We start from the raw sequence: 13,770 nt of genomic DNA on the forward strand, positions 1-13,770 counted from the left end.
TCATTCAGGAGTACTAGGCTGTGAAGAGCGCTGTCGAAAACCTCACTCCCACGCGAGTGAAGCTCAACGTGGAGGTCCCTTTCGAGGAACTCAAGCCGAACATCGAAGCTGCCTACAAGACCATCGCAAGCCAGGTGCAGGTTCCGGGTTTCCGCAAGGGCAAGGTCCCCAACAAGTTGATCGACCAGCGCGTCGGCCGCGGTTACGTCATCGAGACCGCGATCAACGATGGGCTGAACGGTTTTTACCAGAGCGCCGTTCAGGAGACGAAGATCCGTCCCTTGAGCCGGCCCGAGGTTGAGATCACTGAGGTTCCGGATCCGTCCGCGCAGGACGGCCAGCTTCTCTTCACCGTCGAACTGGACGTCCGTCCGGAGATCGAGCTTCCCGAATACTCCGGCCTGGAGGTAACGGTTGAGGCTGCCAAAGCGTCCGATGAGGACGTTGTGAAGGCACTCGACGAACTTCGCGGCCGTTTCGGCACCCTGAAGGAAGTGGACCGTCCGTCGACTGACGGTGACTTCCTCACCCTTGACCTGACTGCGAAGATCGACGGCGAGGAAGTGGATTCCGCTGCCGACATCTCCTACCAGGTTGGTTCCGGCACCATGCTCGAGGGCATGGACGAAGCAGTCACCGGCCTGAGCGCGGAGGAATCCTCGACCTTTGAGACCACCCTCGCCGGTGGTGAGCACACCGGCAAGGCTGCAGAGGTAACCGTCGTCGTGAAGGCAGTGAAGGAGCGCGAGCTCCCTGACGCCAATGATGACTTCGCCCAGCTGGCCAGCGAATTCGACACCATCGATGAGCTGCGCGCCGACCTGGCGAAGCGATCCGCCGAGGACAAGCTCGTCGAGCAGGGCGTCGAGGCCCGCGACAAGGTCCTGGAGAAGCTCCTCGAGCTCGTCGAGGTTCCGGTGCCGGAATCCGTTGTTGAGGAGCAGCTCGAGCAGCACTTCAACTCCGAGAGCAGCCACTCGGCCGGAGCTGACCACGACACGGAAGAGCACCGCGCTGAAATCCGTGAGAACACCCAGCAGGCCTTCCGCAATGAGATCGTCCTTGATGCTGTTGCTGAAAAGGAAGAAATCGGCGTCAGCCAGAACGAGCTGATCGACTACATCGTCACTTCAGCCAGCCAGTACGGCATGGATCCGAACCAGTTTGCCCAGATGCTGGATCAGAGTGGCCAGGTTCCGATGATCGTCGGCGAAGTACGCCGCCGCAAGGCTCTCGCCAAGGTGCTGGAGCTCGCTGTTGTGACTGACACGAATGGCGAGACTGTGGATCTGTCCGACTTCGTGCGTCCGGCAGGGGAAGCCGATCAGGCTGGGGGAGAAGGCGCACCGGTCGAGGATGCAGCTGCTGAAACGTCCGGCGCAAGTGCCGTCGATTCCGATGCCCCCGTCGAGGACACTGAGGATGCGAACGCAGAGCCTACCAAGGCCTAGTCTTCCAACGCTTCATCAGATGCCGTCAGCCCCGTGCTGGCGGCATCTGCAGTTAAGGGATCCGCCTCCTAACGCCGTCAGCGAACAGTTGAGGGCGCGGGAGCAAAACATCAACCAAACAGGTTAGTGTCCAGTGAGAGAAAAACCTGAGTGAGAGGTCAATCAGCAATGGCACCCGAATACACCACACCGACCATGGCAACCGTTGATCCTGCCAGCCGTGACGACTACATCTACAACCGTCTCTTGCGGGAGCGCATCATCTGGCTCGGCTCAGAGGTGCGGGATGAGAATGCGAACGCCATCTGCTCGCAGCTGCTCCTGCTCTCCGCAGAGGATCCCGAGAAGGACATCTTCCTCTACATCAACTCGCCCGGCGGGTCCGTCACCGCGGGCATGGCTATCTACGACACCATGCAGTTCATACCGAACGACGTGGTCACCGTCGCTACCGGGCTCGCGGCGTCCATGGGGCAGTTCCTGCTGTCGTCCGGAACCAAGGGGAAGCGTTACGCCACCCCGCACGCACGCATCCTGATGCACCAGCCCTCCGGCGGAATCGGCGGTACCGCTTCGGACATCAAGATCCAGGCGGAACTGATCCTGCACATGAAGCGGGTCATGGCCGAACTGACGGCGGAGCAGACCGGACAGTCTGTGGAGACCATCCTCAAGGACAACGACCGCGACAAGTGGTTCACCGCGCAGGAGGCCCTCGAGTACGGGTTCTTCGACAAGATTTCCGCTCATGCGGGTTCCGTCTCCGGCGGCGGCGGAACAAACCGCGACTGACCCGTACAGCCCACTTTCACTGACCTGCCACACAGGAGGCACCATGAATCACGATTTCTCTGCCGCGGCCGGCGGCCGGGCCCCCCAGCTGCCGAGCAACCGCTACGTCCTTCCCCAGTTCGAGGAGCGCACGCCCTACGGTTTCAAGCGCCAGGATCCGTACACCAAACTCTTTGAGGACCGCATCATCTTCCTGGGCGTCCAGGTCGACGACGCCTCCGCAGATGACGTCATGGCGCAGCTGCTTGTCCTTGAATCGACCGACCCGGAGCGGGACATCACGCTGTACATCAACTCCCCGGGCGGCTCCTTCACGGCCATGACTGCAATCTACGACACCATGCAGTTCATCCGTCCCGAGATCCAGACAGTCTGCCTGGGCCAGGCTGCGAGTGCGGCGGCCGTACTGCTTGCTGCCGGAGCGCCCGGCAAGCGGCTGGCGCTGCCCAACGCCCGTGTGCTGATCCACCAGCCGGCGCTTGGCGGCGGCCAGGGCGGTCAGGCCTCGGACCTTGAGATTCAGGCTAACGAGGTTATGCGTATGCGCGCCTGGCTCGAGGATACGCTGGCGCTGCACAGCGGGAAGACTTCCGAGCAGGTCAACGTTGACATTGAGCGGGACAAGATTCTGACCGCGGAGGATGCCAAGGCCTATGGCCTTGTCGATGAGGTGCTGACCTCACGCAAGATCACCCCGCCGAAGATCAACAAGCCGTAGCGGGTTGTGTAGCGCCCGTGGTGTTCGGTAATAGAGGAAGACCACGGGCGCTATATTGCTGATTCGGGCCACCAAGTGGCCTAGAGTGGAACTTAGTCGACGCATGGAGACCGTCCCATCAGACATCAGTTGGTAGCGGCCGAAGACTTCGGCGGAACACACCAGTACCACGTAAGGGGACTGACACATGGCTCGCATTGGTGAGAGCACCGATCTACTCAAGTGCTCTTTCTGTGGCAAAAGCCAGAAGCAGGTCCGAAAGCTCATTGCGGGCCCGGGCGTCTACATCTGTGACGAATGCATTGAACTGTGCAACGAAATCATCGAGGAAGAGCTCTCTGAAGTAGCCGACCTCGGTACCTTCGAGCTGCCGAAGCCGCGCGAAATCTTTGATTTCCTGCAGGAGTACGTAATTGGCCAGGAGCCGGCCAAGCGTTCACTGGCAGTCGCCGTCTATAACCATTACAAGCGCATCCAGTCCGGACATACGCCCCGCGCATCCGCCAATCTCTCAGACGCTTCGCCGGCCGAAGATGTAGAGATTGCAAAGTCCAACATCCTGCTGATCGGACCCACGGGTTGCGGCAAGACGTACCTCGCCCAAACCTTGGCCCGACGCCTCAACGTGCCTTTCGCGGTCGCCGACGCAACTGCCCTCACGGAGGCCGGTTACGTCGGCGAGGATGTCGAGAACATCCTTCTCAAGCTCATCCAGGCCGCAGACTATGACGTCAAGAAGGCCGAGCAGGGAATCATCTACATCGATGAGATCGACAAGATCTCCCGCAAGAGCGAGAACCCTTCCATTACGCGGGACGTATCCGGTGAGGGCGTTCAGCAGGCTCTGCTCAAGATCCTCGAAGGCACAGTCGCCTCAGTGCCGCCGCAGGGCGGACGCAAGCACCCCCACCAGGAATTCATCCAGATCGACACCACAAACGTTCTCTTCATCGTGGCGGGGGCCTTCGCTGGACTGGAAGAGATCATCGGGTCGCGGGCAGGACGCAAGGGTATCGGCTTCGGCGCACCGTTGAGCTCGTTGAAGAACGAAGAAGCAAGTTACGGTGACGTCATGCCCGAGGACCTGCTGAAGTTCGGACTGATCCCGGAATTCATTGGACGCCTTCCGGTAATCACCACGGTGACCCACCTTGACCGTCCGGCCCTGATGCAGATCCTCACCGAACCGAAGAACGCGCTGATCAAGCAGTACCAGAAGATGTTCGCCCTGGACGGCGTTGAACTGGTCTTCGAGCCACAGGCCCTCGAAGCGATCGCTGATCAAGCCCTGGAGCGGGGAACAGGCGCACGTGGCCTCCGTGCCATCATGGAGGAAGTACTGCTTCCCGTGATGTTCGACCTTCCCAGTCGTGAGGACATTGCCACAGTTGTCATCAGCGCTGCCGTGGTCGACAAGTCCGCCGAGCCGACCCTTATTTCGCACGACGTCGTCGCCAAGCGGCGCAACAAGTCCGCCTAGTCGCGACTAGCCAGGACGGCACTCGCCGCGGGAATACCGGCCGCCGGGGTCAGGTTGGCAGGGTAGGAGGGCGCGTCATCGTGACCGCCCGTACACCCTCATTCCAATCAACCAAGGAGTTCTGTTCATGACTGCTGCTACCGACACTGCGAAGAAGGCCGACTTCTGGTTCGACCCGGTCTGCCCGTTCGCGTGGATTACCTCCCGCTGGATGGGCGAGGTCGAGAAGGTCCGCAGCGTTTCGGTCGATTGGCATGTGATGAGCCTGTCCGTTCTCAATGAAGGTCGAGATCTGCCGGAGGATTACAAGGCAGGCATGAAAGAGGCGTGGGCTCCCGTCCGCGTAATCATCGCGGCGTCCGAACTGCACGGCCCCGACAACATCAAGAAGCTCTACGACGCCATGGGCCGCCGAATTCATGCTGGCGGCAACAAGGACTATGGGGTCGTCATCCGCGAAGCGCTGGAAGAAACGGGGCTTCCTGCCTCGTTGGCGCAGTATGCGACCACCGATGAATTCGACTCGCAGCTGCGGGCGTCCCACCAGGAGGGGATCGACAAGGTAGGAGACGAAGTCGGCACTCCGGTCGTGGCCTTCGACGGCACCGCATTCTTCGGTCCTGTGCTGACGCGCATCCCCCGGGGAGAAGAAGCCGGTCGGATCTTTGACGGCGCTGTGATGATGGCCGGTTTCCCTGAATTTTTCGAGCTGAAGCGCTCCCGCACCTCCAGCCCCAGCTTCGACTAGACCGGGCTGGAGCCAAATTGCACGGATAACAGCGAAACCCCTCCGGTAACAACCGGAGGGGTTTCGCTGTTATCAGCTGAAGCGCGGGTCAGGAAGGCTGTGCCGGTGGTTCTGCGGGAGCCAGGCGGACGTCGCTCACCGATAGGTCGCCTTGGTGCACACGCAGTTCAAGGTCGGCCGCGTTGCCCGCCGCGCTGAGATCGGAACGCGCGGCTTCAAGCCGGCGTACCTGCGCCTCAGAGCCGCTGATGACAGCGGAGAGTACCTCGGTACGCTGTTTGACCTTCGCTTCCGACTTCGCCTTGCGAAGCCCACCGAGTGCAGCACCGACGGTCGCGAGCATGCCGGTGTCCGCGTCCAGGGCCGTTGCGGTGAGAGCGCCGGAAGCGGGCCATGCCGCACGGTGCACCGACCCGTGACGCCACCAGCTCCAGACCTCCTCCGTTGCGAAGGGCAGGATGGGGGCGAAGAGCCGCAGCAGGCGGTCAAGAGTAGTGGCCAATGCAGCGAGAACTGATGCCTTCTCCGCCTCACCTGCGCTTCCGTACGCGCGGTCCTTGACAAGTTCCACGTAATCGTCCGTGAACGACCAGAAGAACGTCTCGGTCAGCTGCAGGGCTCGCGCGTAATCGTACTTTTCGAATGATGCGGTGGCCTGCTGCACCACCTCGTCCAGCGACGCCAGCAAGGAACGGTCAAGCGGGTTGGTGACCGCCGCAGCATCCTCGCCGACGATGTCGGCCTCCGTCGCGCCGAGGTTGAGCACGAACTTTGAGGCGTTGAGCAGCTTGATAGCCAGCCGGCGGCCGATCTTCATCTGTGCAATTTCATACGCCGTGTCCGCTCCGAGCTTGGCGGATGCTGCCCAGTAACGCACCGCATCGGAACCGAACTGGTCAAGGGCATCGGTGGGCACCACGACGTTGCCCTTGGACTTCGACATCTTTTTGCGGTCCGGGTCCAGGATCCAGCCGGAGATTGCGGCGTGCTTCCACGGCGCCGAATCCAGCAGGGAATCTGCGCGCACGACTGACGAAAACATCCAGGTCCGGATGATGTCGTGCCCCTGCGGACGCAGGTCGAAGGGGTACACCTTGCCGAAGAGATCCTCGTCCCGCGACCAGCCGCCGATGATCTGCGGCGAAAGCGACGACGTCGCCCAGGTGTCCAGGACATCCGGGTCGCCCATGAAACCACCCGGTTGGTCGCGCTGGGACTCGTCGAAGCCCGGTGCCGGTTCGGCCGCGGGATCCACGGGAAGCATGTCATCGGACGGAAGGATCGGGTTCCCGTAGTCCGGTGTCCCGGCCTCGTCGAGCGCGTACCAGACGGGGAAAGGCACGCCGAAGAACCGCTGGCGCGAGATCAGCCAGTCACCGTTGAGGCCCTCGATCCAGTTCTCGAAACGGCTGCGCATGAAGGAGGGGTGGAAATCGATCTCGCGTCCGCGGGCAATAAGCCCTTCCCGGCGATCCGCGTCCCTTCCGCCGTTGCGGATGTACCACTGGCGGCTGGTGACCACTTCGAGCGGCTTGTCGCCCTTTTCGAAGAAATTCACCGGGTGGGTGATCTTCTTCGGCTCGCCGTCCAGCAGACCGGCCTCAGCAAGCATGTCAGCCACGGCCTCTTTCGCCGAGAAAACTGTCTTGCCGGCGATGCGCGCGTAGTTGTCCCGGCCCGCCGTCGTCGTAATCCAATCCGGTGTTTCCGCCAGGATGCGGCCGTCGCGGCCGACGATTGCCCGCGTGGGCAGCTCGAGTTCCCGCCACCAGGTCACGTCCGTGAGGTCGCCGAAGGTGCAGACCATCGCGATGCCGGCGCCCTTCTCCGGCTTGGCGAGGGGATGCGCCTTGACCTCGACCTCGACGCCGAACAGGGGGGAGGTGACGGTCTTGCCGAAGTAGGGCTGGTACCGCTCGTCGTCAGGATGAGCCACAAGGGCGACGCAGGCAGCGAGAAGTTCCGGGCGGGTGGTCTCGATGTGGATCAGCGTGCCGTCCACGGCCTCGAATGGATAGCGGTAGTAGGCACCCGGAACCTCGCGGTCCTCAAGCTCGGCCTGGGCTACGGCGGTGCGGAAGGTCACGTCCCATAGCGTGGGTGCTTCCGCGAGGTAGGCATCGCCCTGCTTGAGGTTCGCCAGGAAGGCCCGCTGCGATACCGCACGCGAGGTCGAGTCGATAGTGCGGTACGTCAGGCTCCAGTCCACGGACAGGCCGAGGGACTGGAAGAGGTGCTCGAACACCTTCTCGTCCTCAACCGCAAGCTCCTCGCACAGTTCGATGAAGTTCCGGCGGGAAACGACGTCGAAGTCGCGCTGATTCTTTGCGGGCTGCGCGGGAGGCCGGTAACCGGCGTTGTATGGCACGGACGGGTCACAGCGCACGCCGTAGTAATTCTGTACGCGGCGCTCGGTGGGCAGGCCGTTGTCGTCCCAGCCCATGGGGTAGAAGACGTTCTTGCCGGTCATGCGCTGGTAGCGGGCGATGACGTCCGTCTGGGTGTAGGAGAAAACGTGACCAACGTGCAGCGAACCGGACGCGGTGGGAGGCGGGGTGTCAATGGAGTAGACATCCCCGCGCGTGGTCTCCGGATTGAAGGTGTACGTTCCTTCGGCGCGCCAGCGCTCATTCAGTGCGGCTTCAAGCCCTTCAAGGGCGGGCTTGTCGGGAACGTTGATGGGGGCGGGTGTGGGCGTGTCTGTACCCTCGTGTGTGTGTGCCATGAATCGATTGTTTCACGCTGGCTGTCCCGACCTGCGACGGGTGCATCCGGTGGGCTAGTTTGAGGTCATGACTTCGGCACAGAACAGGGCAGCAGTTGTAACAGGAGCGAGCTCGGGAATCGGCGAGGCCACCGTTCGGCGCCTGGCCGCGGACGGCTGGAAGGTTTGGGCCGTGGCCCGCCGGCAGGACCGGTTGGCCCGCCTGGCAGAGGAAACAGGCGCGCTTCCCGTGGCACTCGACATCACCGACGACGACGGCGTTGCCCGCCTGGTGGGCGAAGTCACCGAAGGCGGCGGCATCGACACCCTCATCAACATCGCCGGCGGCGCCCGTGGGACCGACTGGGTCGCGGACGCGCGAACCGAGGACTGGGAATGGATGTACGAGGCAAACGTGCTCGGCACCATGAAGCTGGTCCGCGCATTCCTGCCGATGCTGAGGGAGAACAAGAACGGCACGGTGCTGAACCTGACCTCGACCGCGGCACTGGTTGCCTATGAAGGCGGCGCCGGTTACAACGCCGCCAAGGCAGCCCAGCACGCGCTGACTCAGGCGCTGCGCCTCGAGGAGGTCGAACACAATGTCCGGGTGGTCGAGATCCTGCCGGGCATGGTCCATACCGAGGAGTTCTCCCTGAGACGGTTGGGAGACGAAGCTGCGGCGGAGAAGGTGTACGCGGGTGTCGAGAAGCCGCTCTCGGCCGAAGATGTGGCCGATGTTGTGTCCTACGCCGTTTCCGTTCCCCATCACGTGAACCTGGATCAGATCGTTGTGCGTCCGTTGGCCCAGGCGGCGGCACACAAGGTGATCCGCACGAGCTGAACGCGCTCCTTATGGAGCTGACCTGGGTGATCCCCGGCGTCGTTCGCCCTATCCGGAGCCGGCGGGCTAGAATTGGGGCAACAGCGCAGACCCGGCCATCACCGGTGAGCTTCCGGAAGAACGTTCGCAGCGGCGGATCAGTAGAACCGGACGGGTAAGCCCGTCACAGCAGACATGAAGCGGCCAGTACCGGCCCTTCCGTATTCGGGAGGCGGGTGCGGGCAAGCGAGGTGGTACCGCGGATTCGCGGCCGGAGCCAAGGCGCCGGCGTGATGTTCGTCCTTGCAGAAAGACCGCCCCTGCCCGCCGAATATCCGCAGCTTCAGGACACACCACATGTCACAGATCTATCCCAAGGCCTCCGCCGCTGATCCGGCGGTTTCCGGCTCCGCTTCGCCCCGGTTCCCAGAGCTCGAGGAACGGGTTCTCACCTACTGGGACGAGGACGGCACCTTTCAGGCGTCGATCGACCAGCGCGACGCCGGTGAGAACGGAACGAACGAGTTCGTCTTCTACGACGGTCCGCCCTTCGCCAACGGCCTGCCGCACTACGGGCACCTGCTGACCGGATACGCCAAGGACCTCGTCGGGCGATACCAGACCCAGCGCGGTCGCCGCGTTGAGCGCCGCTTCGGGTGGGACACCCACGGACTGCCCGCCGAACTCGAGGCGATGAAGCAGCTCGGGATGAGCGACAAGAAGCAGATCGAAGCCATGGGTATCGACAAGTTCAATGACGCCTGTCGTGCCTCTGTGATGAAGTACGCGGGGGAGTGGCGTGACTATGTCACGCGCCAGGCGCGCTGGGTGGACTTCGAGAACGACTACAAGACCCTCAACGTCGAATACATGGAGTCGGTGCTCTGGGCCTTCAAGACCCTGCACGCCAAAGGCCTGACGTACAACGGTTACCGGGTGCTGCCGTACTGCTGGAAGGACGAGACGCCGCTCTCCAACCATGAGCTGCGCATGGACGACGACGTCTACCAGGACCGCCAGGACCAGACCGTCACGGTGACCTTCCCGATTCTCGCCGGTGATTCACCGTTGTCACAGGAGCTTGCCGGAGTCGAGGCGCTCGCCTGGACCACCACACCGTGGACCCTGCCCACCAACGCTGCCCTCGCCGTCGGGCCCGACATCCATTACGCGCTGCTGCCCGGGGCCGGTGACCTCGCCGGACGCCGCTTCCTGATCGCGGAGGAGCTGCTGTCCGGTTACGCGAAGGACTTCGGCTACCCGTCTGCTGAGGACGCGCGCGCCGCCGTCACGGGCACACACCGCGGCACCGAACTCGGAGGCCTCGAGTACGAGCCGCTCTGGGATTACCTCACCGATCCTGAACGCGGCGGCTACCGGAACGCCTTCCGGTTCCTGGTGGCTGACTACGTCACGACGACGGACGGAACCGGAATCGTGCACCAGTCGCCGGCCTACGGCGAAGAGGACCAAAAAATCTGTGAGGACGCCGGTATCCAGGTGATCCTCTCCGTGGACGAGGGCGCCCGTTTCCTGCGGATGTTCGAGAACGGACCCCTGGCGGACATCGTCGGAGTCCAGGTCTTCGACGCCAACAAGACCATCACCCGCGTGCTGCGTGACGGCGGCCGGCTGATGCGCCAGGCCAGTTACGTGCACAGCTACCCGCATTGCTGGCGCTGCCGCAACCCGTTGATCTACCGGGCGGTATCCTCCTGGTTCGTCGAGGTGACGAAGATCAAGGACCGCATGGTCGAGCTGAACCAGCAGATCAACTGGATCCCGGACAATGTGAAGGACGGGCAGTTCGGCAAATGGCTCGAGAACGCGCGCGACTGGTCGATCAGCCGCAACCGTTACTGGGGCAGCCCCATACCCGTGTGGGTGTCGGATGATCCGAACTATCCCCGCACCGACGTGTACGGCTCCCTCGCTGAGATCGAGAGGGACTTTGGACGCCTGCCGCGCAACGCATCCGGTGAGGTCGACCTCCACCGGCCGTTCATCGACGAGCTGACCCGCCCGAACCCGGACGATCCGCGTACGCCTGAACAAGGCCAGTCGACCATGAGACGGGTGGCCGATGTTCTGGACGTCTGGTTCGACTCCGGGTCGATGCCGTACGCCCAGGTTCACTATCCGATGCAGAACGAGGACTGGTTCGAGTCGCACAACCCGGCGGACTTCATCGTCGAGTACATCGGCCAAACCCGCGGTTGGTTTTACACGCTCCACATCCTGGCGACTGCGCTGTTCGACCGGCCCACGTTCAAGAACGTCATCAGCCATGGAATCGTCCTTGGCTCCGACGGCCAGAAAATGTCCAAGAGCCTGCAGAACTACCCCGATGTTTCTGAAGTCCTCGACCGCGACGGCTCGGACGCAATGCGCTGGTTCCTGATGGCTTCGCCCATCCTCCGCGGCGGCAATCTCGTTGTCACCGAGCAGGGCATTCGGGACGGTGTCCGCCAGGTCATCCTTCCGCTCTGGAACGTCTGGCACTTCTTCCGGCTGTATACGAACGCTGCCGCGGGCGGTGCCGGCTACGAGGCGAAGGCGGTGACGGCCGAAGCCGCAGAAACCCTCGCAGACCCGCTGGACCGCTACATCCTCGCGTACACCGGAAACCTGGTGGAGGACATGACGAACTCGCTCGACGCGTTCAACATCAGCGATGCGTGCGAGGCGCTGCGCCGGTACTTGGACACCCTCACCAACTGGTATGTCCGTCGCGGACGGCAGCGGTTCTTCGATGAAGATACGGACGCCTTCGACGTCCTCTTCACCTGCCTGGAAGCTGTCAGCCGCGTTGCTGCGCCGCTCCTGCCCCTGGTCACCGAGGAGATCTGGCGCGGCCTGACAGGCGGGCGCTCCGTGCACCTGACCGACTGGGCGGCGTCGTCGTCGTTTGCTGCTGCGCCGGAACTGGTGGAGCGGATGGAACGGACCCGGCAGATCTGCTCAACGGGATCGAGCCTGCGAAAGGCGGCAAACCTTCGCGTACGCCTGCCGCTCTCCGAGCTGACGGTAGTGGCACCTTCCGCGGCGGAGCTGGAGGGACAGTACCGCGCCATCATCGCGGACGAACTGAACATCAAATCCGTGCGCCTGATCGATTCCGCCGATGCCTCCCCGGAAGAGTTCGGAATCTCGCAGAAGCTCGTGGTGAACGCGCGGGCCGCCGGGCCGCGCCTGGGCAAGAATGTCCAGACCGCCATCAAGGCGGCGAAGTCGGGCGACTGGTCGGTGGACGACGCCGGTGCTGTCACCGCCGGCGGCCTCGCTCTGGAGCCCAGCGAATACACGCTGGAAACCGTGGTCGACAGCGACGGCGCAGCCGGCGCCAGCGCGGCCGTCGCCGTCCTGCCCGGCGGAGGTTTCCTCGTGCTGAACACGGAGGTCACGTCGGAGTTGGCGGCGGAGGGCACTGCCCGTGACATCATCCGATCCATCCAGCAGGCACGCCGGGATGCCGACTTCCACATCAGTGACCGGGTGGTCACCACGGTGGAGGCCGACGCGGACACGCTCTCGGCGCTTGAAGCGCATGCGGAACTGGTCAAGCAGGAAACATTGACGGATGAACTCGAACTCGTCGTGGCTGCGGCTGGGCAGTCAGACGGAGTTTCGGTGAAAGTGGAGCGCCAGGCATGAACGCGGATATGAGTGACGCTGGAAACAACGCCGGCTCCGGACAGGGAATTGACCAGTTCTCAGTGGAGAGCGTGTACGCGGAGCTGTTGAGCCGCGCGCCCGAGAACAAGATGGAGCCGCGGATGGCTCCGTTGTTTCGGGCTATGGAGATCCTGGGCGAGCCCAATAGGGCGGTTCCGATCATCCACATCACGGGCACCAACGGCAAGACGTCAACCGCACGGATGATTGAGGGGCTTCTGCGGGCGCATGATCTGCGTACCGGGCGATACACCAGTCCGCATCTGTCCCGGGTCACGGAACGGATCAGTATCGACGGGGAACCCGTTGCCGATGAGACCTTCGTGCGGGTGTGGGACGAGATCCGGCCGTATCTTGAGATCGTCGATGCTGAACTTGATGCCGCCGGTGAGCCGCGGCTGACCTACTTCGAATGCGTCACGATTCTCGCGTTCGCGGTATTCGCTGACGAGCCGGTGGACGTTGCGGTGATCGAAGTTGGGCTAGGGGGAATCACCGACGCGACGAACGTCGGTGACGGCGCGGTCTCAGTGGTCACTCCGATCTCCCTTGACCATACTGACCTCCTGGGGGACACCCCGGGGGAAATCGCCATCGAGAAATCCGGGATCATCAAGCCCGGGGGGTTCCTCATCAGCGCCGCGCAGCCCGCGGACGCTGCGCAGGTGCTGCTGGAAAAGGCGCGTGACACAGGCGTTGAGTTCCGTTTCGAGGGTGTCGAGTTCGGCGTTGAGGACCGACGCATTGCCGTCGGCGGGCAGCAGATCACTCTGGCAGGCATCGCAGGCCGCTACGAGGAGGTCCTTCTGCCGCTCCACGGTGAGCACCAGGCGCAGAACGCCGCTGTCGCCGTTGCCGCCGTCGAAGCCTTCCTCGGCGGAGGAAGCAGGGAACTGGATATCGACGTCGTGCGCGATGGACTGGGTGCCGTCACCTCACCGGGCCGGCTGGAACTGGTTCGCACGGCCCCGAGCATCCTCGTGGACGCCGCGCACAACGCCGCCGGCGCACGAGCGTCAGCCAAGGCGATTGCTGAAGCCTTCGAGTTCAACAAACTCGTCCTCGTGATCGGCGTCCTGCAGGACAAGGACGCCGGCGCGATCCTGAGTGAACTTCACGAGGAACTCAGCGGTGTGCTTGAGGATGTGTGCCTGACGCAGTCCACCTCGCCGAGGGCGATTCCTGCAGAGGAACTCCGGCAGCTGGCGTTGAGCGCAGGCTTCGCTGATGGGCATATCCACGTTGCGGATCGCCTCGACGACGCCCTGGAGTGGGCGGTCATGACGGCCGAGGAGGGCAGCGAACTCGGCGGCGGCGGTGTTTTGGTAACGGGTTCGATCACGGTGGTGGGCGAAGCCCGCACACTCTTGGGCAAGTAA

At 63.1% G+C, this 13,770-nt stretch carries 9 protein-coding genes; 8 read left to right on the forward strand and 1 reads right to left on the reverse strand.

Annotated features, from left to right (window positions below; all coding sequences use genetic code 11):
* Positions 1 to 20: 20 nt before the first annotated feature.
* The 5 genes from tig (at position 21) to RIF85_RS00580 (ending at position 5,189) form a co-directional block, all read left to right on the forward strand.
* Positions 21 to 1,451 (forward strand): trigger factor, encoded by a 1,431-nt coding sequence (gene tig / locus RIF85_RS00560; protein ID WP_309069958.1) that lies wholly within the window; start codon positions 21 to 23, stop codon positions 1,449 to 1,451.
* A 195-nt stretch (positions 1,452 to 1,646) separates the two neighbouring features.
* Entirely contained in the window at positions 1,647 to 2,243 is a 597-nt protein-coding gene (locus RIF85_RS00565) for an ATP-dependent Clp protease proteolytic subunit (protein ID WP_309070035.1), read from the forward strand.
* 43 nt (positions 2,244 to 2,286) lie between these two features.
* Positions 2,287 to 2,961: an ATP-dependent Clp protease proteolytic subunit gene (locus tag RIF85_RS00570; protein WP_309069959.1), complete on the forward strand. Its 675-nt coding sequence runs from the start codon at positions 2,287 to 2,289 to the stop codon at positions 2,959 to 2,961.
* Positions 2,962 to 3,148: 187 nt separating this feature from the next.
* Complete coding sequence (clpX, locus tag RIF85_RS00575; protein ID WP_309069960.1) at positions 3,149 to 4,441, forward strand: ATP-dependent Clp protease ATP-binding subunit ClpX; 1,293 nt, start codon at positions 3,149 to 3,151, stop codon at positions 4,439 to 4,441.
* A 127-nt stretch (positions 4,442 to 4,568) separates the two neighbouring features.
* The gene (locus RIF85_RS00580) at positions 4,569 to 5,189 is read left to right on the forward strand and encodes a disulfide bond formation protein DsbA (protein WP_309069961.1); all 621 of its coding nucleotides are present in this window, start codon (positions 4,569 to 4,571) and stop codon (positions 5,187 to 5,189) included.
* Positions 5,190 to 5,277: 88 nt separating this feature from the next.
* On the opposite strand, the gene valS is transcribed toward RIF85_RS00580, so the two are convergent.
* Entirely contained in the window at positions 5,278 to 7,914 is a 2,637-nt protein-coding gene (gene valS, locus RIF85_RS00585) for a valine--tRNA ligase (protein WP_309069962.1), read from the reverse strand.
* A gap of 67 nt (positions 7,915 to 7,981) precedes the next feature.
* Between valS and RIF85_RS00590 the strand changes: the two genes are divergently transcribed.
* The 3 genes from RIF85_RS00590 to RIF85_RS00600 all read left to right on the forward strand — a co-directional run bounded on the left by RIF85_RS00590 (position 7,982) and on the right by RIF85_RS00600 (position 13,770).
* On the forward strand, positions 7,982 to 8,737 hold the full coding sequence (locus RIF85_RS00590; protein ID WP_309069963.1) for an SDR family oxidoreductase: 756 nt from the start codon (positions 7,982 to 7,984) through the stop codon (positions 8,735 to 8,737).
* 336 nt (positions 8,738 to 9,073) lie between these two features.
* Positions 9,074 to 12,370, forward strand: coding sequence for an isoleucine--tRNA ligase (ileS, locus tag RIF85_RS00595; RefSeq protein ID WP_309069964.1), 3,297 nt, complete (start codon positions 9,074 to 9,076; stop codon positions 12,368 to 12,370).
* Between the two features lie 8 nt (positions 12,371 to 12,378).
* Entirely contained in the window at positions 12,379 to 13,770 is a 1,392-nt protein-coding gene (locus RIF85_RS00600) for a glutamate ligase domain-containing protein (RefSeq protein WP_309069965.1), read from the forward strand.

It is taken from the genome of Arthrobacter sp., assembly GCF_031179385.1.
GTDB lineage: Bacteria > Actinomycetota > Actinomycetes > Actinomycetales > Micrococcaceae > Arthrobacter_D.